Genomic DNA, 25,643 nt, shown 5'->3' with positions numbered 1-25,643 from the left:
AGACTGCGGTAAGAGTCAAACTTTATATCATCATGGCCTTGAGTCACTCAACTATCAGCCATCCTAAAACTGTACTCCTGTAACCTATGGCCTAATTCACTACCTTTGCAGCATGGAACTACAATCAATTTATCAAAAACTGCAGATTCAGGATATGAATCAGATGCAGAAATCTACTTATAAAGCCTCTGAGGACCATACGGATATTGTCCTGCTTTCCCCTACTGGATCAGGAAAGACCCTTGCCTTTTTATTTCCGGTTCTCAGAAATCTGAAAAGGAATGTTCAGGGCGTGCAGGCATTGATCCTGGTTCCTGCCAGAGAACTGGCATTACAGATCGAGCAGGTTTTTAAAGCTATGGGTACGGATTTCAAAGTTTCCGTTTGCTATGGTGGTCATGATAAAAAAATTGAGGTCAACAATTTAATTGAAGCTCCGGCTGTTCTGATCGGAACTCCGGGAAGGGTCGCTTATCACATACGAAATAATAATTTTGATCCGGAAACCATTACAACATTGGTTCTGGATGAGTTTGACAAGGCATTGGAACTAGGGTTTCACGATGATATGGAGTTTATCATCAATTCATTGAAAGGCGTCTCACAAAGAATTCTTACTTCTGCAACCGTAATGGATGAAATTCCTGCATTTACAGGATTAAAAAAGGAGAAAATCATCAATTTCCTTAAAGAAAAGGAAGTAAAACCTGATATTCAGCTGAGAAAAGTAATGACAATTCCGGAAGAAAAACTGGATACCTTGTTCAACCTTGTCTGTAAAATCGGGAACAAAAGAACCCTGATATTCTGTAATCACCGTGACGCTGTAGACCGTATTTCGGAACTACTGCATCAGATGGGAATTGATAGGGAAACATTCCATGGCGGAATGGAGCAGGATGAAAGGGAGCGTGCTTTACTGAAATTCAGAAATGATTCCGCCAGAATTCTTATTACAACGGATCTTGCTGCTCGTGGACTTGATATTCCTGAAGTGGAATCTATTGTTCATTATCAGCTTCCTCCAAAAGAAGATGCTTTCATCCACAGAAATGGCCGTACCGCAAGAATGAACGCCAAAGGATTTGTCTATCTGATTATGACAGAAGAGGAAAATTTTCCATTCATTAAAAGCAATACCCCTGAAGAAAGTGTCGCCGGATTTACCAAAGTCCCGCAAAAAACGCCTTTCCAGACGATTTACATCAGTGCAGGAAAAAAAGACAAGGTCAATAAAGTGGATATTGCAGGCTATTTGCTTAAAAAAGGCGAATTACAAAAAGAAGAGGTGGGTATTATTGAGGTAAAAGATACGACTTCTTATGTAGCGGTTGCCAGAAATAAGGTGAATGCTGTTTTGAGAAAGCTTCAGAATGAAAAACTGAAGGGAAAAAAAGTGAAAATGGAGGTTGCTTATTAAGGCTTCAACTCGATAAACCATTGTTATTGTGAACGAAGTAAAACTATATCAATAGTTTGCAAACCACAAAAGTCACAAAAGATTTAAACATCTAAGTTATTTAAGTTAGAAAGCTTTGCAGATATAAAGTTCACATAAGTTTTTGAAAATCTCCGATTTTCATTGATGTGATACTGCTACAAATATTCAATTGAAGACGTAATCATTCCCCTTCTCCGGAGGGGTGGCAAAAGGTTTACAATATAGCAAAAGCGCTCAAAAGTCTCTTGAAACAAACTTTTGAGCGCTTTTTTATATTCCTTTATCATTTATTTTATCCCTCTCACTCTCGTCGGAAAAGTATACACCGATTTTGAGGCGGTTATGAATAAAACATTGTTATTTTCACCTCCGAAAGTCACATTGGATGTCCATTCTTCAGGAATGGAAATATGATACATCTTTTTTCCCTCACGGTTAAAAACATGCACCCCGTCACCGGTTAAATAAAGGTTCCCATGCTTATCCAACGTCATTCCATCTGATCCCATTTCACAAAAAAGCCTTTTCCCTGACAGCTTACCCTCTCCCAAAATGTCATAAACATAAGTTTTTCCGGCATCAATGTCTGAAACATATAATTTTTTCAGTTTTTCACTTCCTATGATTCCATTAGGCTGGGTAAAAGTTTCCAGCCTGGAAATCTTACCCTCCTTACTTCTGTAGTACAAACTTTTATGAAACAGTTCCTGCTTAAAATTGACCCAATAGTCTCTTTCATACAAAGGATCAGTAAAATACATGCCTCCAGAAGCATCATTCCATACATCGTTGGGGCCGTTTAGCCTCTTTCCTTCAAATCCTTTTGAAAGGACTTCCACCTTTTTATCTTTTGATATTTTCCAGATTTCCCCCTGATCGTCTGAACAGGTAATCAAATTATCATCTTTATCAAAATGGGTTCCGTTTGCCCTTCCCGTTTTATCTAAAAATTCAATGATCCGGTTGGTTTTCCAATCCCAAAAATAAATTTTATCATTGGGCTGGTCAGTGAAATAGACATTCCCTTCACTATCCGCGGATGGTCCTTCTGTAAAACTGAACTGATCGGAAACTTTTTCCGGCTTTACCCCTTCATAAAACATTTTGCTATAATTTACTGATTGACAGTTTACCAATGCGAAAACCAAACCAATCATTCCTATTTTACAGATATTCTTCATTCTTCATTTTTTAAACCTGCAATTTACAACATCAGTAACAGTTTTAAAGCTATTTTTTATTGTATTGAAGCAAAAACCGGAAGATCATTACAACCTGAAAAAGGCCAAAAGGAAGAATGGAGAATGAATTCATAATTCTATTTAAACAGACCAATATTCTTATACAACTGATCTAACAGGATAAACTGCAAACAAAAAGGACCAGCCGGTGCTGATCCTTTTGTTTATCAGATTTGAGGCCTGAGATGGAAGATGAAAGCCATAGTGCCCTAAGAATAACCATAATCTGTTTTATCCTCTTTACAATAATGAATGATGTCGTTGACCAGTCATTATACCTGAAGTAATTTTCAGCATCTTCTTCCAGCTTCCAGCCTTTATACTTAATTTCTTACGAACCCAGGTTATTTTATAATCAACTTGCTGTTGTATACTCCTTTTGAAGACTTAATGCTTATCATATACACTCCTTTCGGAACATTTACATTAAATTCTTTGGTATGGTTACCTTCACTTCTATAGTCTGTATTATAGATCAGTCTTCCGCTGGAATCAAACAGGGTTACTTTCATTTCTCCTTTTATATTCCGGGATTTCACAAAGAAGTTACCATCACTTGGGTTAGGATAAATTTTAATATCATCTGCCAATGGAGATACCACTTCTTTGGTTTCCAAAGTTTGGGTCTGCTGGGTACATACTTCAAGGGACCAACCTGTAATACTGCCTACACTTCCTGGTCTGTTATCCGATGCATACAGCTTCCATTCTCCCTGAGCTTTATGGCCTTTAAAAACATTCAAAGGTTCATTTGATTTAATTTGTCCCTGCACCGGTGATGCACAGGCTACAGCATTCCCCGTATCGCTAAATGAAGCTGTAATTCCTGAATTTCCGTTACACAACCTGTTCCAGATAAGTGCTGATGTACCTACCGGACTTTCAATACCTATTGCCAGATGTCTTATATTTGGATGTGTTACTGTAGGAGTCACCTTAATTTTAGTAATTGTTCCGGTATTGTTCACCATCAATGGAACATTAATTCTTGGGGCGGATATATTGGAACCTCCCGGTCCGTCAGGGATAGCTACCGCTGGCCCGCTATAAGTATAAGTAGTACAGTTCTCACCCATAACAACATAATCAATCACAAAGCTTGGGCTCACGGCATAATAGATATTTCCTACAGCTTCTATCATAATAAATGCATTCGCAGAAGTAGATCCTGCAGGAATCATAATCTGTTCATTGCCATCATTTGGTGTATTGGCAGCTATTGTGGTAAATGTCTGTCCACCATCTGTAGATAATTTGATATTAACATTTGCCGTATTAACCGGAGCCTGATTGGTATTAGCAACATCCCAGGTTATATTGGCCATATTTCCCGAGTTCAGCGACTGTCCGAATGTAGGTGCTGTTACCTGAAAAGGACCTGCTGCGGCATTCACGGTAACAACCATATCATCCTTATTTGTTTGGGGTGCTATAGGATTATTATTTCTTACCGTTAGCCTGAAATTCAGGTTTCTTGCCACACTGGAAACAGATTCCCAACGGGTTGATAAAGCACCTGCCAACACCTGATTAAACTCAGGTAAATATCTTACCGGTGTACTCCTGGGGGCAACAGATCTAAAGTTAGGACCCGCCGGCTTAGTTGGATACGCCAGGCTTGACACATCTGTTTCTGCATTAGTTGCCTGGTTCATTTGCTCCCATGTATAGGTATAGGAAGCTGTGTTTCCATCATTTGTTTTTCCTTTTAACAGGTAAGGTGTGGATTTCGGTATGGTATAATCGGCACCGGCATCTACGGTAGGAGCAGCAACTCCAAAAGGCGTTGTGGTACCACAGCTTACGCTGCTTATCCTGTTTTTAATTTCCGTCAGGTTATACGTATGGAAATAGTCATTAGAATTGTACTGAACATCAAAAACACCACCCATAATTCCTGTATAAGCCATAATAGTACTTCCACTTCCCGGCTCTACTTCCGAGGTTCCGCTACCGTTTAAATAATAAGTAAAAGTATGGTTAGCTCCCATCTGATGTCCCATTTCATGGGCAACATAATCAACGTCAAACTTATCTCCTTCAGGAAAGTTATGGGCTGTCCAGCCTCTTCCCGGCCGGCTTCCGCACAGTGCATCCAGATAAGCTGCCCCATTCGCATTTTTTTTGTCTAATAAATGCCCCATATCAAAGTTGGAAGCACTGATCACTGAGGTTATCCCGGTATTGGCATCATCCGGTCCGGCATTATCGGGATAAGGATCGCTGAGTTTATCCAGAAATATAATGGCATCATTATTATCTATTAAATTAAAATGCAAGGATAAATCTCTTTCAAAAACACCGTTTAGTCTCGTTAAGCTGGCGTTCATCGCAGCAAGAACCACCGCTTTTTTCTGGGCATCCGTTGCATTGGGTGAAGTACCTGCAGCGGCTAAATGATATTCTGCATACTCTCCGGTACAGGAAAGTGCCATCCTGAACACATTGAAACCTGCCGTTTTTTTATTTACAGCTTCGTTTTTTTTTTCCACAGGAGCATTTTTTTTCACTGCATCCATCGTAGAGCACTCGAAAGGCTCTTTCTCCTGTCCCCTTCTTGCATTGGAGTCAAAAACAGCGTAAACCATCCTGTCTTCCGTATAAGGTTCAATGAATTCAGATAACCCGGAACGGATAATCATGGATGAAAATCCTGTGGGAGACAAACTAAAACGTAAATAGGCGGTAGGATCTTCTATTCCTATCCCTACATACGACCGGATATCCGGAAATCTGGCTTGTAATCCCGGAGCCATATTGGAAGATTCCCAGACCTGGAACTCCTCCAGCCTTCCCTGAACATTGGGAACGGAAATAACAGTCCCTTTTGCATTGGAAAAACGCATGGGAGCATTTTTTAAACTTTGCTTTAGTGTATTGGCATCTAATGTATAAAGCCCCGCGAACTCCAGTTTTTCCTGGTTCTTTTTAACTTTCTGAGATCTCAGCTCTGTTCTTGTCCACTGTGAAAACCCCAAAAAGGGCACCATCAGTGCGAAAATAAAGAAATAACGTTTCATATCTTTGTATTTTTTTGTGTTTCACTAAGTTATATAAAAAAACATCAATCGCCTAATCTTTTCACGCTAATATGAATAAAATAATATGTTTATAATAAAAAAAGAGGTCATATCATTTTAAAACATATAGTACTTTAGCAAAATAAAAAGGGATTTGTTGTTTTTGAATAAAGCAAAATCAAAAGGATCTGCAGTTCCTCTGGCATGACATTTATATAGATTCGATCATATATTTGGATGGATCTTTAAAAAATTTTTATCTTTGAATTTTAGGAGTTGTAAAATGAAAATAAATTTACCTGACAAACTGTATTATTCTATTGGGGAAGTTGCGAAAGCCTTCGATGTAAACACTTCATTAATACGGTATTGGGAACAGGAATTCCCTATCATTAAGCCTAAAAAAAACAGGAAGGGCAATCGTTATTTCACTCCCGAAGACATTAAAAACCTGCAGATGATCTACCATCTGGTTAAAGAAAAGGGCTATACTTTGGATGGCGCCCGTGTGGCTTTAACTACCAACAGCAAAATTTCCGAAACCATCACTCTGATTGACAGGCTCGAGTTTGTAAAAGCAGAGCTTATCAAACTGAAAGAATCTCTTGGTGAAAGGGAAGCAGAATAAAAGCTTCCAATTCCGGAACTGTTTCCATCTCCTATGTGATTAAGCCCGAACGGATAGTATTATTGGTATTGATAATTTCAGGAGCATCTGCGCTGTTTTGAGGAAAACTTGCCCTTATATTTCCTAAATGGTCTTTATACTGATATATATTGTTTTTGAGAACTAAACCTCCACTAAGTTATGAGAGGTTAGATTTTTATTTACTCAATCCGGGAGACTTTGCAGAGCTGGGGTTCAACAAACCATTATTTTGAATTTTCAATTTCAAAACCGCTTGTTTTAAACTCATTATAAAAATCATCAAACAAAATATTATCTGAAAAATATTTCTCAAAGTTCTTAAATCCTTTTATTTTTAAAATTGGTGTTTTTTCTCTTTTTTTAATTGATGCGCTGATACTGATCAAACAATCTATAAATGAATTTATTTCGGTTCCAAAATATCCATATGAATTAAAAAAAGCTTTTCCAATTTCATAATATACATCCAAATCGGTTCTGACTTTTGAAAAGTCAATTTCTATAATCGGATTCGTATTATCTATTGTTTCTCTAACCCCATTCAATAGGAAACATCCTCTTAAGTAATAATACTTTTGCTTATCATTTAATTCATACCATTTTATTTTTTCCTTTTTGTAAGTGAGAAGTCTAAAATTATCTATATATCCCTGGTTATATATCCATAAAGGATCGTCAAGGACTCCTATTAAAATAATTTCTCTGTTTTTAATTAAAATATCCAAGGCATTAAAATAATAATCGTTTTTAAAAGTTTTAAGGCCTTTAAACGAAACTCTGATGACTATATCCTGCTTAGAGATTTCTCCGAATTGAAGATTAATAGACTTAATATCACCTCTTTTAATAACTATTTTGTCAAAATCTTTTTTACGAATGAGTTTTATATACTTCGTTGTAAATAACACTTTTTCTTCTAATACAAAATTTATTTCCATTTTACTGCTGAGCTTGTTGGTATTTGTATAATTTTATTATAATCATGATTGATAACTAATCCCCATCTTCCATCTGGATGTTGAACAATTCGACTGCTATTTAAATCCTACGGTACCTGGTACATCTTTTATTTGCCATTCTAATGCTCCATTCCATTTGGAGTTACGCTCTACTGTTTTTGTAATCCAAATAGTTGAAGCATTTTACTAATCAATAGATAATATCTTTAATATTTCAATTTCTCCAACAGGTGTTAGCCCTTCTGTAAACATTACTTTTTCTCCTACTTTAAATTTAGTACCCAAAAATTCTTTGGATAAGAAATTGATTTCTACTTCATCTTCTTCACCAGGCAAAAAAGATTTCTTATTATTTAATAATAGTATTCTTCCAGAAGTTAATCCTTTTCCCAAATCAAAAGTAGGTCTATAGCCACTAATAAAAGGGGTTTGTCTTACATCTTGATATAAGTTTAACTTTGCTCTAATTGTTATCATATTTTACTAATTTTATGTATTGGGCTATGATTTAACGGAATAATTAACTTAACATTTTGAAATAAATGCGATGGTATTACTTACAGTTTTAATTCCATCGGCTTCAAAGAATGTCGCTTGCTTCATAACACTTTGAGGAACTTTAGCTTTTATTATCGTGTTTGCTGTTCCATCCCATTTCCTGTTTCATATCCTGTACCAGATCTAAGACCATTACTAAACTATATCATCTAATTCTGCAGGAGAATCTGACCTATAAAGTCATTTCTGCTTTCTCAACAGCCAATTCAGCTTTTAATACATCAGCAGCAGCCATAGCTTCAGCTCTAATAATTCCCGGAGCCGCCTTCTCTTTTGTTAAAATACAGCTAAAGCAGCTAATCCCAGTGCCTGCGTCTGGTTTTCTGGAGAAATATTATTGGTAATTGCAATGCCCAAAACATCCCACCAGATGAGCTTCTCGCTCGTGCTATTTAAACATCTATTAAATTTACGTTTATTTACAAATAATAAAACAAAACCTTCACTACAAAGGTTTTTGTTTTTTATTCAGACACGAACTAGAAGCTCGCCAGCGGAAGGATGTTCAACAAACCATTATTTTGAATTTTCAATTTCAAAACCGCTTGCTTTAAATTCATTATAAAAATCATCAAACAAAATATTATATGAAAAATACTTTTCAAAATTCTTGAATTCTTTTATTTTTAAAACAGGCATTTTTTCTCTTTTTCTCATTGATTCATCAATATTAATCAAACAATCTCTGAAAGAATGGAATTCGGTCCCAAAATATCCATATGAATTAAAAAAAGCTTTTCCAATTTCATAATATACATCCAAATCGGTTCTGACTTTTGAAAAGTCAATTTCTATAATCGGATTCATATTATCTATAGATTTTCTTAATCCTCCTAGAAAATAGCATCCTCTTAAGTAATAATACTTTTGTTTATCGTTTAATTCATACCATTTTATTTTTTCCTTTTTGTCAGTGAGAAGTTTAAAATTATCTATATATCCCTGGTTATATATCCATAAAGGATCGTCAAGGATTCCTGTTAAAATAATTTCCCTGTTTTTAATTAAAATATCCAAGACATTAAAATAATAATCGTTTTTAAAAGTTTTAAGGCCTTTAAACGAAACTCTGATGACTATATCCCGCTTAGAGATCTCTCCGAATTGAAGATTAATAGACTTAATATCACCTCTTTTAACAACTATTTTGTCAAAATCTTTTTTACGAATGAGTTTTATATACTTCGTTATCAATAACACTTTTTCTTCTAATACAAAATTTATTTCCATTTTACTGCTGAGCTTGTTGGTATTTGTATAGTTTTTATAATCATGGTTGATAATTAATCTCATTTTCCATTTGGATGTGAACAATTCTACTTCCATTTAATGTAGTTCCAGGGATATCTTTTATTTTCCACTCCAAAACCCCGACCTATTCCTGACCTATTTTGAGTTATAGCTGGAATTCCAAGTTCACCCAAGCCTCCTGCAACCTTTGGTTCAATAAGTTTATACATTAGTTATAATTTTGTATTTGAAAATGAAGCTGATTATATTATGAATGAGGCTGCTTTTACGAAGCAGCCTCAAATATATCGAGGTATTTATTCCTCTTCAATCAATTCTAAAAATAGATCCTGTAAGTCCTCATTAATTTTTTTATCGTCATTTTCTACAGTTAGAATAAAATCCTGTTCTATCCCATCAGCGTAAGTTGTTCCATCCAATATTCCTAAAACATGTGATAACGTGTTAATTTCGACTATTTTCAAAAATTTCAAAAATATTTCTTTTTCTTCTCTTGAAAAATTAATATATATTGGCAAAATACCTTTCCAAACAGGATCTGTTGCTTCATTTGTTGTATCTAGTAAGCTTTGATATAATTCCAAATTCCCTTTAATTACATCTCTATTGAGAATTTTCACTAATTCTTCTGGTTTCATTTTATATTAATATATTTATTTTTTACTTAATAAATGCTTCTGGGTACATTGTTTTATTTGCCTGAATCAGATCTTGAAGTGCACTATTTGGGATACCCTGTGATCCATAGACACGTCTTAACTCAAAAATATCTCTCGCTAAAACTTGACGTGCATTTGTGAATCCTTTCGTGCTTCTTGAAACAATTCCATTTGGACCTAAGAACCTATGTCCTACTGCTGGGACGAGAATAGTTGGAGCTGTATTATGTTCATAGCCTGCTATAAATCTTTTCATTATTGCGCTTTGTCCTACATGATGCGCATCTAACCCTTTTTCAAGTCCTTTCATTTCCTTATATGCTCCTATCTTCCATATTTTACTTTCAGTATTTATGATTCCAGGAGCCGCCTTCCCTTTTGTTAAAATGACCGCTAAAGCCGCTAATCCCAGTGCCTGCGTCTAGTTTTCAGCAGAAATATTGTTGGCAATTGCAATACCCGCTGCATCCCACACACTGCTCATCATTTCTACTCCTCTGTCATTTCTTACCCATGACATTGGATCAAATGCTCTGCCTCCATTTGGCAAGAGCCCTGCAAGAGCCCGATCAAATGCCATCCCCATGGCAAAGATATTAGGAAAATAATTATCCCCTTTATTCCATGTGCTGATGTTCCCTTTTCCTGTTACCGTAACCGGAACTGTGAAATAAAATCCTCCTCCACCCAGCCGCGAACTTCTGGCTCATGCTATTTAACACTTTTTAATTTACATTTATTCCCCAATTATAAAACAAAACCTTCACTATTGCAAAGGTTTTTGTTTTTTATTCAGACACGAGCAAGATGATCGGCCAGCAGAGGGAAATATCCTCCGAAGAACTGGAATAAAATTGGATAATCTTTTATAAAACTCACGCTATTTTTCCAGCTCTTTTTTAATCATATTCAACCATTTTAATGCATCTTGAGAATTCTCAAAATAACGATTTGCTTCATCTCTAACATATTCCCAATGAACTTCTACATTATTAATCAAAGCAGGTAACTCTTTTTCTTTTACTATTTTCAATATCTTTTTAGAAGCTTCTGATTTATTACAGTCCGCAATGTAGTTTGAAACCACTTCTTTATCTGTCAAATTTTCAAAATCAGCATCTGGAAAATAGGCCCCAAAAAATTGAGTTAATTGTGGAAATTCACTTTCAAAATTCATATATATTATTTTTGTTTATTATCTTGGGAATGCGGTTAATATAAAATAACCTCCACTTCCATTTGACTTTAATATAACTCTAGCATTCGTCAAATCATTAACAACATTTGTTGTTCTCATAATTCCTCTACCAATATTTGTTGAACCAGAGTATTCTAACCTTAAGCTATTAGTCATTCCTGATCGCAACCAAGATTTGATAGCATCTCTATTACTTTTTATGGTTGAAGAAATAACAGATTCTGCTATTGCTTCGTTTGTAAAAGAACTTGCACCTGTAATTCCCTTTTGAGTAGCTAAACGGCTGATTAAATCTGCATCGGTTTTACCAACATGTCTTGCCAATGTATGTCCTAATGTAGATCCTTCATGATAAGCCAACCATCCTTCTGTTTTTATAATTCCAGGAGCCGCCTTCCCTTTTGTTAAAATGACCGCTAAAGCCGCTAATCCCAGTGCCTGCGTCTGGTTTTCAGCAGAAATATTGTTGGCAATTGCAATACCCACTGCATCCCACACACTGCTCATCATTTCTACTCCTCTGTCATTTCTTACCCATGACATTGGATCAAATGCTCTGCCTCCATTTGGCAAGAGCCCTGCAAGAGCCCGATCAAATGCCATCCCCATGGCAAAGATATTAGGAAAATAATTATCCCCTTTATTCCATGTGCTGATGTTCCCTTTTCCTGTTACCGTAACCGGAACTGTGAAATAAAATCCTCCTCCACCCAGCCGCGAACTTCTGGCTCATGCTATTTAACACTTTTTAATTTACATTTATTCCCCAATTATAAAAACAAAACCTTCACTATTGCAAAGGTTTTGCTTTTTATTCAGACACGAGCAAGATGATCGGCCAGCAGAGGGAAATATCCTCCGAAGAACTGGAATAAAATTGGATAATCTTTTATAAAACTCACGCTATTTTTCCAGCTCTTTTTTAATCATATTCAACCATTTTAATGCATCTTGAGAATTCTCAAAATATCTATTTGCCTCATCACCAACCTCTTCCCAATAATAATCAATATTGTTAATCAATTTTTCAATATCTTTTATTAATTGAATTATTTTCTGATAATTATCATATTTTTTATGTTTAGATACATATTCAGAAACAATTTCTTCATCTGTCAAATCTTCGAAATCTGCATCTGGAAAGTAAGCACCAAAAAATTGCACTAATCGTGGGAAATCTTTTTCAAAACTCATTTATACTTATTTTCTTGTTATTATTTTGGAAAAGCCGTTAATATAAAATAACCTCCCTTTCCATTTGATTTTAAGATAACTCTAGCATTCGTAAAATCATTAACAATGCCTGTTCTTCTCATTATTCCTCTACCAATATTTGTTGAACCTGTATATTCCAATCTTAAATTATCAATAACATTAGCACCTTTCAACCAAGATTTGATAGCATCTCTATTACTTTTTATGGTTGAAGAAATAACAGATTCTGCTATTGCTTCGTTTGTAAAAGAACTTGCACCTGTAATTCCCTTTTGAGTAGCTAAACGGCTGATTAAATCTGCATCGGTTTTACCAACATGTCTTGCCAATGTATGTCCTAATGTAGATCCTTCATGATAAGCCAACCATCCTTCTGTTTTTATAATTCCAGGAGCCGATTTCCCTTTTGTTAAAATAACAGCTAAAGCAGCTAATCCCAATGCCTGCGTCTGGTTTTCAGCAGAAATATTATTAGCTACTGCAATACCCAAAACATCCCACACACTGCTCATCATTTCTACTCCTCTGTCATTTCTTACCCATGACATTGGATCAAATGCTCTGCCTCCATTTGGGAAGAGCCCTGCAAGGGCCCGGTCAAATGCCATCCCCATGGCAAAGATATTAGGAAAATAATTATCCCCTTTATTCCATGTGCTGATGCTTCCTTTTCCTGTTACCGTAACCGGAACTGTGAAATAAAATCCTCCTCCACCTCCACCACCTTCATCAAGACCGGTAGTCATATGACTATATCCAAAATAATTGAGTGGGTTTCCGTCATAATCCATACTTCCTCCCCAATTATTGGTAAACCCTTTTCCGTTATTTGTCCAAACGGTCCCTGATGGGGAATTCCATACCTCGTCCATGAACGCCTGGGAAAGCATTCCATTAGGGTCAAAGAACATTGCCGGATTATTCATCACATAGGCATATGGACTAGCCATATGATAAGATTCTGAAAGGGCATCCATCCCAAACCATCTCCCCAGGTCCGGCATATACTGACGCCAGCCATAATCCAGATTTCCGCTACTCTGCAATTCCTTGCTGTTGTAAAGATATTTAAATTTATTGTTGGTTGTATCTCCTGTATTATATCCCGTATGCTTTAATCCAAAAGGGTAGTAATTATTTTCTTCTAATATCGTTGCTGTTCCGTTTGTATTTTTGGTGTAAGAGAGCCTTATATTGCCCAGGTGATCGGCATATTGATACACATACCGGTTGTTCATAAAATCAAAATAGCCTTCTTCATTAGCCAGGATTTTTGTGGTTAAAGTTCCACCCGTACTTTCATACTGGAACCCATCCAGATAATCCGTTACCTTTCCATTACTAAAAGCCTGTACCTTACTTCCGTCTGCCAGATAAACATAAGATATATTTTTTGAAGCATCTGTATTGGTGAAAGAAGAAGGCAGATTAAGATAATTGTATGCAATTTTTGTAATGCCTTTATCCAGATGACTGGTCATATTCCCGTTTCCGTCATAATCAATATTCTGACCTTGTCCGGCTCCTAATGGATAACCGCTTAATGCATTTCCACTTCCGCTCTCCTCTACATATGCCAAACGGTTTCCATTAAAATAAGTATACCTCAGGTCATCCATTACTTCGGCAGTTCCTCCCACAGCAGCACCGGTTCTATTGAGCGAGCTGATATTTCCATTCAGATCATAATTCATGACCTCACTGTACTCTTTGGAATAAGGATTCGTACTCACCTGATAAAAACCTGCCCTCAAACGGCTGGCTCCGTCATATACATAGCCATATCTTCTTAAAGGCTCATTGGTTCCATAGGCAGTTTTCCAATCTACCTCAGCTATACTTCCGTTATAATTAGGTTTTACCTTAAGTGAACTATAAGAGTTATTAGGGCTTTCTGCACCTTCTACTGTATTGTATTTTATTTTGTAGCTAAAGAGCTTATTCCCGAGATTGGCAATATTATCGGGGTTAATCCCGGTAAGCCATCCTCTGATATTATAAGTATAATCAATACTTTGAAGGCTATTTCCTACTTTTTTACTGATCACCTGCCCCAGGTCATTATAAATGTATTCTGAGATCAGTTCTTCCGGATTGTCATTAATCTGCTGGTAATGTTTCGACAGGTAGTTTTGAGAGCTGTACACAAACCTGTCTTTTACACTTACTTCTGTAGAAGAGGTGTTTCGGGAGTGATAGGTATACGTTTCCAGTGTTTTCCCCGAAAAATCCAGCACACCTTCTGTCCTTGTAAATCCTCCCAGGTGATTTTTACCATAAGTTCCTATGACTCTCCCTTGGGTATCGTACCAGATAAAGGCCGAAGACCAGCTGTCATTTTCTATATTTTTAACATAGCTTGCTGTAGGCAGGGTTTTAATACTTCTTATGGAAGACCAACCGTTAGAGGTTATTGGAGTGGGCATAGAACCTAATGTCACCTGGCTTTGGATCTGTGTGGGCAAAGCGGGAGATCCCGCAGGATATTCATCGTAATAATTGACACTAAGGACCGTCATACTTTCTGTAGGGAAAGCATTTTTTGTATAGTAGACATCAATGCCATTTAATGAAAAAGGAATAGTGCTTGTCGTTTCATTGTTATTGGGATTGGATGCCATATTATCCAGAGCAGCCTGCATTGATACTCTTGTTCCCGTATTGGCAAAGAACCCTGAGTAGGCCATTCTTCCCAAAGCATCATATTTGATAAACATCCAGCCTTTCTTCCCGAAATTATTAGTGGTGGTTCTAAGGTTACCATCCTGGGAAAGTACAGGCCTGTTCTGTTTGTCATAGACAACATATTCCCATTCTTTTCCCGGAAGCTTTTTTTCTGCCAGCCTGTTGTATTTGTCATATTTATACTGGTAGCATAATTGATCCAATACTGTGAAAAAATTGGGTGAAATTGATGCTCTCGGAGGAATAATAAGTGACAGGTTGCCAAATTCATCATATACATAATAGGTATCCAGGTTTTCTGTACCGCCTTCCGGTTTTTTGTTGATCTGCCTTACCAGGATCTTCTGGCCGTTTGTATTGGAATATGTATGAATTTCATGATCATCTTCATCTACAGATACTGTTTTGAGTAAGGTATTGGCGTTATAGTACCCACCTGTCGTATAACTATCATTCGGTGCCGGGGAAATAAAAACATCATTAATCTGATTGGAAGCATTCCATGCGGTGGTTGCTTTAAATCTTTTTACAGTACCAGCTTCGTTAGTTTGATAAACCATCTTTTGGGTATGGTTGCTGCTGATCTGCCAGTCTGCTCCAGGAGCTGCAGACTTTTCAATTCTCGCTAAAGGCGATTTTTCAATCTGTACTTCAGCATAGGCATTGGGAACCCCATAATAAGAATTTACGGTGTTTTCATTCGCATTGGGATTAAAAGCACCGTTTTGCGTATCTGCCGGTAATGGAAGATAAGACTTCGTCTGTCTTCCGTTATTATCATATACAGAAGGTACCACCAGGTCTTTTCCATTAGGTGATGCCTTAATCCCAATACTTTGTACAGGTCTTCCCAATCCATCAAAATATTGTACACTCTGGATCTGTTGGGCGCTGTTATTGGTAGCTGTTACTGGCTCCAGGTATGTCCTGCTATACGTATAGTTTTCCGATGATGTCAGATTCTGTGAATGGAATAGACCCACCATCAGAATCATTATAATTGTTACTATTTTTTTCATGATCTGTTTTTCAGGGTTGTGGTTTTAGATTATAGCGGAAATCTTTTACAATGTTCCCGTTGACATCAATGACCGATTTAAGTTTTCCATTCTGATCATATTGGTAGGATTGACGCATTCCGTTAGGAGCAGTTACCGTAGTCACACCCAACATAGGATCATAGGTATAAGTAGTCACCATAAATTTTTTAAGTCCTTCATGGGTTCTGTACTCATCTAATGATTTTAACAATACCTTTTCTGAAACCTCATCTACATCTTGGTTGGTAAGCGTATTAAAATCTATACCCGGTATACTATTAAGAACATCATAATTTGCTCCCTCCACCTGAATGATAGGCAACGTATTATTATACCCATATATAATAGCTGTAGTATTACCCCCTCCTCCGTTGGGATCAAGGTCTTTGGTAAATTGCTTCAGATTTCCTCTTTCATCATATAGGTCATATTTAATCAGAATCTTTTTGCTGTTATCATTCGGGTTGGTGCCCACTATTGAAGTAGGATATAAACTTCCGTTATCAAATTTTATATCTGTGGACGATATTATCTTTCCGTTGTTTATTTCTGTAGTACTCACCGCAACACCTCTCATATTGGCATTCCATAGGTGGGCATATTCATTCTCCTGCCCCTCAAGTACCTTATTGTTAGGATACTTCATCATTTTTTCATAGATGTTCCCATCTGACGAGGTATTTTTTATTTTTAAAAGCTGAAAAACCCAAAGGGAATTGTCAAACTCCAACTCCTTCTTACTCTCAATAACTTGTGATGAAATATGATTTTTCTCTATTTCTGTCACTTTTTTTACCATTCCGGGAATTGTATATCCTACATTTGAAAGAGTGGGTACTGTTCCTTTAAGATCTGCCAATTCATATGTATTTTCTGTACTCGCTACTTTTTGATCTAATGAATTGTATATCTCTGTTTTATCCAAAAGGCCTCCTTGTGTGAGGTTAAAATAATGTTTGACATTTACAAAATTTCCTTCTATTTGCTGAGGCGTTTCCGGGTAGTCTGCCGGAGTTTTAAATGAATAAACGGTATAACCATTATTATCTGTAGTTACTTTAACATTACTATATAGTACATAGGTTCCGTTTTCATTGGTAAAAACACTACCACTTGTATTTAAAGGGTCATTCAGCTTATTATAGGTATAGGTTATATTTTTTTCCGGTGCACTTTGTGAAGAAGATCCATAATACAGAATATTTTTGATACGCAGACCGGTTTCAGAATAATTGAGGTTGGCATAAGGCGGAGGATTGGTAACCAACTCGGAAATATCAATATTTCCTGAAATATCCACTCCTACCACTTCTATAATATGGGTACCAGGAGTTATTTCAAAAGATATTATCGCATTATAGCTATCTATTGTTCCTTCCTGTTTACAAACCGTGAAGGGAACAGCTCCGCCATTAATTTTAATATTGGCATTAAGTAAACCACCGGATCCTCCTATAATTGGTCCTATGGGGGTATTTCTTCCGGCATAGAATCTGAAATATATTCTTTTTTTCTGACCTGCAGTACCGGAAAGCTTCCATCTTATAAGATTAGCCGAACTTGTATTAAAGTCTAGCGAATTGTTATATTTTACATATTGAACATAAGGGTCTGTATATTCTGTCAAAGAATTCAGATACTCAGGGGTATTCATATCGGTAAAATATTCATTCGGCTCAAAAACGTATTCCTGAACCCCTCCCGTTGGAAGGGTTATTTTTTTTAATACACCGATTATTCTGTCTTTCGGAAATGAATTGCGAAAACCAGATTGTGGCACATCGCATGCATAGCCATCCGATATAAGCTCTTTAGCAGGTAAGCCTGTCTCATTATATTCAAATGCCGTTGTTTCTAATGGGCTACCATTCAGGTTGGCAGGATTCATTTTCCTGATCCTGGTAAGCAACCGTATATCTGCCGTCACATTGGAAAATTTATAGTAGGTATAATCAAAATTATACTGACTCAACGATCGTCCGTAATTATTCTGTAAAGCAATCTTTGAAATACTGTACGGATCGTTCATCGTTTTCTCAAGATTCTCATCAAATGTATAATCAATAGTAAGGTTTCCTATTCCTATTGCATTAATTTTTTTAAGCTTGCAGCTCTGGTACAGTACAGTGCTGGTTCCTGTAATATTTCTGAAATCTTTTCTGTACTCGTATGTAAGCAATTCTACATTATTTGGATTTTTAATACTACTCAGAAAATAAGCCGAGCGATACAGCTTGTTGCTTCCACTATATAAAGACTGGCTGTAATCATTGAATATATATTTATATCCTTTATCATCTGTAATGGTAAAGGAATCCACAATAAGGGTGGCCATATTATTATTTCTGGTAAAATCAATTTTAATATTATTTCCTGATAATTCTGTGATTTCAAAGCTGTCATCAGGTCTTCTATAAATCTTAAATTTACCCCCTTTTCCTGTAGGAAGGTTATAATAAAAAATATCGTCAAATTTATTTTTTTGATAATTAGTAGCACCTACATCACTGAACCGTTCGTCCAGTCCGTTAACTATTTTCCTTGAAATTATTCCCCCTCCTAATGCACTCCATCCTAAACCTGAATCATTCACGAACTCTGCTTCATTAACACTATTAGGATTATAAGATAATATTAGACGATCAGCAATATAGCTATCGCTTGAAGAAATTCCCGTTATAGGTATTTTAATATCCGGTACTCCTGTAGCCATTGCTACCGGTGTCTCCTGATAAGTTTCCATCGAAGATACTGAAGGTACGGGCTTAGGAAAATCCCCATAATTTAATTGTTGGGCTTTTACATGGGATAAAATACAAATGGTAATACCCAGTAAAATTTTTATACTTCTCATAATGTACTATTCTTTATCAGTTTAGCATTCGCCGTTTTATTAGTATCAGTCTTTATCGTCACCAGATAAGCCCCCTGGATCAAAGCCTGGGTATTCAACTTCGTGACTCTATTCTTCGTTTTCAAACTCTGAAGCTGTCTCCCACTCATATCATACAACAAAATCTCAGCTTCCTTGAAATCAAAGCCGATTTCTACATACGCATAGTCTGACACCGGGTTAGGATAAATCTTAATGTCAGATTTTTCAATTAACTGTTCAACCTGCTTGTCTCCCAATTTGACGATCTTCCAGTTTTCTTTTCCCAGTTCTTCTGCACTCGTTCCTGCCAGGATAATAGAACCATCCCTGTTAAGTTTCAAATCCGAGAGCCTTTCCTCTCTTTGCCTCGATTCTCCTCCCACATGTTTCCGCCACTGCTCATTACCATTGCCATCCAGGTACAGCATCCAGAAAGTTTCATCATCCTTTTCTATCCTTCCTTCTGCCTGGGTATAGCCGCCCAATAAAATTCCTTTGGTAGACTTCCCGCTTCCATCTTCCAGCTCCCCACCTATCACACTCATCCCCATCAGAATATCCCGGTTTTTAAAATTGTAAGACTTTTGCCACTCTTCTTCGCCTCTTTCATTAAGGGCAATTAGCCAAAGGTCTGTTCCTTCCTCTATTCCTACTGTTTTGTTCCCGGATCTTTCCGATCTGGATTCTCCTCCGATGATATAGCCGCTAGAGGTCAACGCCAAGGTCCTCAAATGATCATCCCCTTTGCCTCCATAGTTCTTTTCCCATTCTACCTTTCCGGTTTTATCCAGTTTTACAATCCAGTAGTCGCCCTCACCGAAATTGATGCTGGCTTTTGGCGTCTGGCTAATGGCTGTAGAGGTTGCAGATGACAAATTTCGGTTGGCAGATTGATCGATCGGAAGTTGAGTCCCTGGATTTTTTATTCCTGAATCGCGAACCTCGGAGCTTCTGGAATAGATGCCTAACAAAGCGCCACCGTCTTTCGTGGGAATCATTTTTTCAACTTCGTCTAAACCTTTTCCTCCTAGAACAAGTTGCGAGAGTTCTTTTCCCTCTTTATCAAGTCTTACTATCCATACATCTTTGGAACCATAACCTTTGGAAGAGTTTTGTCCATTTCCCGCTACAAAAAATCCTGAATCGGTGGTTTGAATCACTGCCCTGGCTTCTTCATCGGAAGAGCTTCCCAAAGTTTTCTGCCATAGCTCATCCCCGAATTCATTAATCCTGATCAGCCAGATATCAGAGCCTCCTTTGGAATCATCCTTTTTATCTAGTCCTTTTCCGGAATAGGAGGTCCCGGCTAAAAGGAAGCCCCCATCCTGTGTGGTTACAGTAGCTGACAAATAATCATGGTTTTGCCCTGAGAAATACTTCTCCCAGACCTGTTCTCCCTGCTGGTTTAATTTTACCAGATGGAAATCATAGCCATTGTTCTGGCTGGAAGCACTTCCTGTTCCCTGCTTCCTGCTTCCCGCCTAAATACTGCTGCCTGTGATAAGGTACTGCTGGTCTATTGTGGTGGTCACCTGGCTTAGGAAATCCTGCGTTGAGGATTTGATGTCTTTCTGCCAAACCACTTCCTGGGCCGACGCACTAAAAATTATGCATAAGGTAAATGCACTCATGTAGAATTTCTTCATACTCTGTGTTTTTACTAATTTATATTACTATTGATTGCGAATCTACTATTTTTTCATATTTCCCACAATGGTTGATTTATCTATATTTTTCAGATTGAATTTTATGTCAGTCTGCCTCATCTGTCTCTGTCACAAAAGTAAGGATGCAAAGCGACAGAACATGTCGTATTATTCAAGTATATGCTATGAAAACAGATACAATATGTCATGGGCTTCAGAAATTTAAAGTATAATGCTCTTTATGAAAATGAAATAATATGCTATAAAAAATGCATTCCCATTGTATGTTTTCAACAGGCCGGTTCAAATTACCTTTTATTCTTAATGAGTTTGATTTCAGCTATTGCACGGCTTTACTTTTATCAATAAGTTTACCTTATGATGAGAAAAAGCTATTTCCGGAAACTGGCCTGTATGGCCATGTTACTGACTATCCTATTAGCCTACCAGAACTACACGAGCAGGGGGAAAGAATCTTTTCCGGATGTAAAGTTTATTATGGCATCGTCCGGGGTCAACAGGTCAGATTTTGATCCTAATACATTAGATGAAACCCAATGGCAGAAACTTGGATTTTCTGAAAAACAGGTTTCCACCATTCTTAAATACAAGGAAATCGTAGGTGGACAATTTATTTCAAAACAGCAATTAAAGAAATGTTATGCAATTTCCGAAGAAAAGTTCGCTGAACTGAAACCTTATATTATTCTCCCTGAAGATGATAGAAAGGAAAAATCTTTATCGCGGACTTTTGAGAAGAAAACTATTACAATTCCGGGAAAATTCAACCCCGACCGGTTTTCGGCCAACGATTGGATAAAAATGGGATTCAGTGAAAGACAAGCAGCAGCTCTCTTAAAGTATAAAAATTACTTAGGGGGAAGCTTTATCAGTAAAGAAAAATTCAAAGAATGCTTTATCATTTCACCGGAAAATTATATCAGACTGGAACCATATCTGCAATTACCCGAAAAAGTTTCCGGAACTATTGCTGCCAGTCATGCTAAAAGTTCCAACATCCGCTACCGTCCTTTTGACCCGAATACTTTGAATGCGGATGGATGGAAAGCATTAGGTTTTTCAGAAAAACAAGCGACCACTATTATTAATTACCGTGACAGGAACTTGCGGGGAAGTTTTAAAAACCCTGAAGATCTTCAAAAGTGTTTCGTGATCTCTCCTGAAAAATTTGAGGAATTAAAACCATATATTACCATTACCATCAAAGAAGAGATCAGACGTCAGGAAACAGATTTTTCAAAGACGGATCTTAATACGATTAGTTTTAAGCAGCTGCTGGAATTCGGACTGGATGAAAGAAGTGCCGCTTCCATCATTGGTTTCAGAAGAAAACTCGGAGGATTTGTCAATAAACAACAAATACTGGATACCTATAATATTGATAAAGACCTTGTCCAAAAGCTCATTTCAATCTGTTTGCTGGATACATCGGGTGTTCAGAAATATACTTTGACAGATGCTCCTGAAGAATGGCTTAAAAACCATCCCTATTTCAAATATTCTGCTGACAAAATCATATTTTACAGAATTACGTATCCTGATGATAAAAAGATATGGAAGTTTCTAAAGCTAAAACCGGAATATGAGGAAAAAATGAGGTTATATATAAAGTAAGGGAATTAAAAGGCCGGAAGCCGGAAGGAAGAAACTGCAAATTATTTTCAGCTATAATTACTGGCAATTGCTCCGTAATTAAATACTTAAAAAAGATTAATACCGATGTATCCCATAACTTCCAACTTCCTGCTTCCAGCTTTTGCTCCAACCTCAAGTCAAACTTTCTGAAATTTTAATGATGCATATAATTGCTGGGGCCATTGGTTCCTTCAATGGATTCCGGCAGTATTCCATACCGGGCACGTAGATCTACTGTACCTAAGGTTTTTCCTGTATTGATATCAATAACATTAATAGTTCCGGAGTTTAAGTTGGGGATATTCAATAAGTTATTCTGAACAGCTACCACTTCCTTTCCGGATTTGGTTTTGAAGAAAGCCATATGGTGCGCCCCTTTATCCGCATTAAAGGTCTTCAAGAGTTTTAATTGAGGAAGATAACTCAGGTCAAAGACAAGCACTTTTCCCGGATCAGCAAAACTTACATACAATTTGTTTGTATCATCAATGTACATTTCAAGCGTCCATCCTAATCCCTGCGTGCTTCCGTCAAACACTTTAGTAAAAGCATCATATTTTTTGGTTGAAGCATTATACGGGGCGATCCAGATATCGCCTCCAAGCATTGTTGTAGCAAGAGCATATTGTGGAAATTTTCCACGGAGCAATAGAACCTCAACAGGAGCGGACATATCCGTCGGCGAATCTGCCACCTGGTAGGTTTCCTTCAATTCATAGGTATTCAGATCCAATAAAGTACAGGTATTCCCCATGCCGGTAGTAAGATCAGGATGAATGGTTGACGTTACCATCATTAACCCTTTTTCCTCATTAATCGAAATACCATGCGGATACATGATAAATTTATTGGGATTGGCCTGAATGGGTGCCTTAATAGTTTTGATGAGCTGGTTATTACTGGCATTGAAAACACCTATACTTCCATCTCTCGGGCCTCCTGCCCCACCCATGAAAGTCATAAAATACCTTCCGTCATTGGTGAAAAACAAGTTCTCTCCTACTGTATTCTCACCAGTATCAATAGGGGTGGCACCAAGCAGTTTAGGCTGTCCGTTTTTATCTTCCCCTGTTTTTACCTCATAGAGATAGCTGCCTCCCAATGCGGTTGTGAATAGCTTGTTCGCATTTTGATTATAGTAAAGATGATGAGGGAGTACTCCAACCCCTAATTCAAGCCTGCTGCTGATATGTCCAAAGTTGGGAGCCTCAGGATCCAGCTCTATGACGGCAATTCCATCCGGTAACCCGTTTAAACTTCTATAATCAATATAAAATGAAGAATCGTGGGGAAGATTAGGGTTATGATTGTCATTTTCACAATTGGTGAAAATTAACAAAACAGCAAATAATAAAACCGTGTTTAATTTTATTTTCATGATTTTTCACATTATGGTTATTACAATCATAAATATAATACATTTTGATGAAAAACAAAAAAATATTACACCAATAAGTGAAAAAATTATCAACAATAACAATCCCCTTTCCGGTTATTTATACCTGAAAGTATGAAAATAAAACGTTAAAGGCTATGATATGTCCTAGTCAATTGTTTTGGCAGAATCTACCAGTAAAGAGTTTAAAGTGGTAAGCTCTTCATCAGTCAGATCCCTCCATTTTCCAATGGGAAGATCCAGCTTAATGTTCATAATGCGGATTCTTTTCAGTTTTTTTACTTCATATCCAAGATACTCACACATTCTTCTGATCTGCCTGTTGAGCCCCTGAGTCAAAATAATCCTGAAATTCATTTCATCGATTTTTTCAACCTCACATTTCCGGGTTACCGTATCCAGAATAGGAACGCCGTTTCTCATTTTTTCCAGAAATCTTGGTGTAATCGGTTTGTCTACCCGCACCAGATATTCTTTTTCGTGATTATTCCTGGCCCTGAGGATTTTGTTGACAATATCGCCGTCACTCGTCAAGAGAATCAATCCTTCACTCGGTTTATCCAATCTTCCGATCGGAAAAATCCTTTTCGGATGATTGATATAATCCACGATGTTATTTTTTTCGCGCTTGGTATCCGTGGTACAGACAATTCCCACAGGCTTATTGAAAGCGATATATACCGGTTTATCCTGCGGTTCTCTGACAGGTTTTCCATCTACCTCCACCAGGTCCTCATCCGAAACCTTTGTTCCCAGCTCAGGAATCTTCCCGTTAATGGTAATCCTTCCTTCTTCCAGCAATTTATCAGCGGCCCTTCTTGAGCAGTATCCTACTTCTGATAGATATTTATTAATACGTGTCTTTTCCATTAGTCTCTTCCGTAAGCGGTATAATTTTTATTGCTGAAAATGGTGATCCCGTAACTCAATCCTATAAAGAAACCATCGGCTCCATATTTCAGCTTGTGTGATTCCAGAACAATTCCTCCTTCCTGGCTCAGACCTTTTGAATAGGAAACCTGCATCCCGATTCTTCCACCCCAGAATTCGGTATCTGATACGGCAGAATGGTTAAGTTGTTTTCCATAATTAAGATCAATATAGAAAGGGCGCTCTCCGGGCGAAAAAATAATTTTCGGCTGAATAACCCAGTATATCAAATGGTAATTATCCTGTACAAAACTATATTTAATTCCCGTTCCGACAGCAAAGTTAGGAAGAAAATTATACCCTCCAATAGCGGTAATCCCGTATGTAAATTTACCTAATACGGATTGGGTCTCAATATACTGCGAATGGGAAGGTTCAGATTTTTTATTAATATTAAAACCCAGGTTAAGAGATGGATTAAAATAAAAATCCATTTTTCGTTTCTTCTCTTCCTCATTTTGTGAAAAAACACAGATAAAAGCAAAGCAGGTGAAAAACAGGGATAAATTTATTTTCATAAGCTTTCAAATCTAAAATCATTATTCAAAAACTGATCTGTAGCATCTTCTATTTTATAGTCACCAATTTTAGTGCGCCTCAGCTGTGTTAAATATGCTCCTACCCCTAAGTCCCGGCCTATATCATGGGCAAGGCTTCTGATGTAAGTTCCTTTTGAGCAGCCTACTGTAAAGCTTACCAGCGGAAAGTTGATTTGAATATCTTTGATATAATGAATGGTGGTTTTTCTGGATTTCATTTCCACTTCCTCTCCTGCTCTTGCCAGATTATAAGCCCTTTCGCCATCTATTTTTATCGCAGAATACACCGGGGGTTTTTGTTCGATTTCTCCCACAAATTTTTCCAGGGTCTCTCTTACATCTTCTTCTGTAACCCCTGAAATATCCTGATGAAGAATTTCCGGTTTTTCAGTATCATAAGACTCTGTCTGTACACCGATCTTAATTTCCGTCCAGTATTCTTTGGGAGCGTCCTGGATTTCCGGAATATTTTTGGTGAATTTTCCACAGCATACAATAAGTAATCCTGTAGCTCTGGGATCTAACGTTCCCGCGTGACCTATTTTAAATTTTTTAGGAAGGTCAAACTCCCTTTTAAGTTTATATTTCATTTTATTGACAGCCTGAAAGGAAGTCCAGTCCAGGGGCTTATCCAATAAAAAAACATATCCGGATTTTAATTCTTCGGCTGTCATGAGTGGAAGTA

At 37.1% G+C, this 25,643-nt stretch carries 22 protein-coding genes; 3 read left to right on the top strand and 19 right to left on the bottom strand.

Features of this window, described 5'->3' with window-relative positions; genetic code table 11:
• Positions 1–112: 112 nt before the first annotated feature.
• Entirely contained in the window at positions 113–1,420 is a 1,308-nt protein-coding gene (locus OK18_RS14330) for a DEAD/DEAH box helicase (RefSeq protein ID WP_050022609.1), read from the top strand.
• Between the two features lie 308 nt (positions 1,421–1,728).
• Here OK18_RS14330 and OK18_RS14325 read toward each other — a convergent pair whose 3' ends face one another.
• Positions 1,729–2,622: an SMP-30/gluconolactonase/LRE family protein gene (locus tag OK18_RS14325; protein WP_053328413.1), complete on the bottom strand. Its 894-nt coding sequence runs from the start codon at positions 2,620–2,622 to the stop codon at positions 1,729–1,731.
• A gap of 404 nt (positions 2,623–3,026) precedes the next feature.
• Positions 3,027–5,702: a reprolysin-like metallopeptidase gene (locus OK18_RS14320; protein WP_053328412.1), complete on the bottom strand. Its 2,676-nt coding sequence runs from the start codon at positions 5,700–5,702 to the stop codon at positions 3,027–3,029.
• A gap of 283 nt (positions 5,703–5,985) precedes the next feature.
• Between OK18_RS14320 and OK18_RS14315 the strand changes: the two genes are divergently transcribed.
• A complete protein-coding gene (locus OK18_RS14315) occupies positions 5,986–6,330 on the top strand; it encodes a MerR family transcriptional regulator (protein WP_050022604.1) in 345 nt (114 codons plus the stop codon).
• A gap of 245 nt (positions 6,331–6,575) precedes the next feature.
• Here OK18_RS14315 and OK18_RS14310 read toward each other — a convergent pair whose 3' ends face one another.
• The 13 genes from OK18_RS14310 to OK18_RS21710 all read right to left on the bottom strand — a co-directional run bounded on the left by OK18_RS14310 (position 6,576) and on the right by OK18_RS21710 (position 20,437).
• Complete coding sequence (locus OK18_RS14310) at positions 6,576–7,289, bottom strand: hypothetical protein (RefSeq protein ID WP_053328411.1); 714 nt, start codon at positions 7,287–7,289, stop codon at positions 6,576–6,578.
• 207 nt (positions 7,290–7,496) lie between these two features.
• The gene (locus tag OK18_RS14305; RefSeq protein WP_050022602.1) at positions 7,497–7,787 is read right to left on the bottom strand and encodes a hypothetical protein; all 291 of its coding nucleotides are present in this window, start codon (positions 7,785–7,787) and stop codon (positions 7,497–7,499) included.
• A 597-nt stretch (positions 7,788–8,384) separates the two neighbouring features.
• Positions 8,385–9,194, bottom strand: a complete 810-nt coding sequence (locus tag OK18_RS14300; RefSeq protein WP_053328410.1) for a hypothetical protein — start codon at positions 9,192–9,194, stop codon at positions 8,385–8,387.
• Positions 9,195–9,415: 221 nt separating this feature from the next.
• Positions 9,416–9,757 (bottom strand): hypothetical protein, encoded by a 342-nt coding sequence (locus OK18_RS14295; RefSeq protein ID WP_053328409.1) that lies wholly within the window; start codon positions 9,755–9,757, stop codon positions 9,416–9,418.
• A gap of 22 nt (positions 9,758–9,779) precedes the next feature.
• Complete coding sequence (locus OK18_RS14290) at positions 9,780–10,088, bottom strand: hypothetical protein (protein WP_053328408.1); 309 nt, start codon at positions 10,086–10,088, stop codon at positions 9,780–9,782.
• A 111-nt stretch (positions 10,089–10,199) separates the two neighbouring features.
• Positions 10,200–10,364 carry a hypothetical protein gene (locus tag OK18_RS21280; protein WP_156173291.1) on the bottom strand — a complete coding sequence of 55 codons (165 nt, stop codon included), beginning with the start codon at positions 10,362–10,364 and terminating at the stop codon, positions 10,200–10,202.
• A 294-nt stretch (positions 10,365–10,658) separates the two neighbouring features.
• A complete protein-coding gene (locus OK18_RS14285) occupies positions 10,659–10,955 on the bottom strand; it encodes a hypothetical protein (RefSeq protein WP_053328407.1) in 297 nt (98 codons plus the stop codon).
• 18 nt (positions 10,956–10,973) lie between these two features.
• Positions 10,974–11,585: an RNase A-like domain-containing protein gene (locus OK18_RS14280; RefSeq protein ID WP_053328406.1), complete on the bottom strand. Its 612-nt coding sequence runs from the start codon at positions 11,583–11,585 to the stop codon at positions 10,974–10,976.
• A 294-nt stretch (positions 11,586–11,879) separates the two neighbouring features.
• Complete coding sequence (locus tag OK18_RS14275; protein WP_053328405.1) at positions 11,880–12,170, bottom strand: contact-dependent growth inhibition system immunity protein; 291 nt, start codon at positions 12,168–12,170, stop codon at positions 11,880–11,882.
• 20 nt (positions 12,171–12,190) lie between these two features.
• Positions 12,191–15,895 carry a DUF6443 domain-containing protein gene (locus OK18_RS14270; protein WP_053328404.1) on the bottom strand — a complete coding sequence of 1,235 codons (3,705 nt, stop codon included), beginning with the start codon at positions 15,893–15,895 and terminating at the stop codon, positions 12,191–12,193.
• 10 nt (positions 15,896–15,905) lie between these two features.
• Positions 15,906–18,770, bottom strand: coding sequence for an RHS repeat protein (locus OK18_RS14265; protein WP_053328403.1), 2,865 nt, complete (start codon positions 18,768–18,770; stop codon positions 15,906–15,908).
• Positions 18,767–20,140 (bottom strand): T9SS type A sorting domain-containing protein, encoded by a 1,374-nt coding sequence (locus OK18_RS14260; RefSeq protein ID WP_228377619.1) that lies wholly within the window; start codon positions 20,138–20,140, stop codon positions 18,767–18,769. The genes OK18_RS14265 and OK18_RS14260 overlap by 4 nt, the downstream gene beginning before the upstream one ends.
• Before the next feature lie 132 nt (positions 20,141–20,272).
• Positions 20,273–20,437 (bottom strand): hypothetical protein, encoded by a 165-nt coding sequence (locus OK18_RS21710; protein WP_228377618.1) that lies wholly within the window; start codon positions 20,435–20,437, stop codon positions 20,273–20,275.
• Positions 20,438–20,818: 381 nt separating this feature from the next.
• On the opposite strand from OK18_RS21710, the gene OK18_RS14255 reads away from it, so the two are divergent.
• Entirely contained in the window at positions 20,819–22,072 is a 1,254-nt protein-coding gene (locus OK18_RS14255) for a helix-hairpin-helix domain-containing protein (protein WP_050021440.1), read from the top strand.
• 175 nt (positions 22,073–22,247) lie between these two features.
• Here the strand turns inward: OK18_RS14255 and OK18_RS14250 are convergent, their stop codons facing one another.
• The 4 genes from OK18_RS14250 to truB form a co-directional block, all read right to left on the bottom strand.
• On the bottom strand, positions 22,248–23,471 hold the full coding sequence (locus OK18_RS14250) for a hypothetical protein (RefSeq protein ID WP_053328402.1): 1,224 nt from the start codon (positions 23,469–23,471) through the stop codon (positions 22,248–22,250).
• 165 nt (positions 23,472–23,636) lie between these two features.
• On the bottom strand, positions 23,637–24,359 hold the full coding sequence (gene rluF / locus OK18_RS14245; RefSeq protein ID WP_050021442.1) for a 23S rRNA pseudouridine(2604) synthase RluF: 723 nt from the start codon (positions 24,357–24,359) through the stop codon (positions 23,637–23,639).
• Entirely contained in the window at positions 24,359–24,937 is a 579-nt protein-coding gene (locus tag OK18_RS14240) for a hypothetical protein (protein WP_053328401.1), read from the bottom strand. Before OK18_RS14240 ends, rluF begins: the two co-directional genes overlap by 1 nt.
• Entirely contained in the window at positions 24,934–25,632 is a 699-nt protein-coding gene (gene truB / locus OK18_RS14235) for a tRNA pseudouridine(55) synthase TruB (RefSeq protein WP_050021444.1), read from the bottom strand. The genes OK18_RS14240 and truB overlap by 4 nt, the downstream gene beginning before the upstream one ends.
• Between the last annotated feature and the right edge of the window lie 11 nt (positions 25,633–25,643).

Source organism: Chryseobacterium gallinarum (genome assembly GCF_001021975.1).
Lineage (GTDB): Bacteria > Bacteroidota > Bacteroidia > Flavobacteriales > Weeksellaceae > Chryseobacterium > Chryseobacterium gallinarum.
This window is presented reverse-complemented; position numbering and strand designations above follow the sequence as displayed.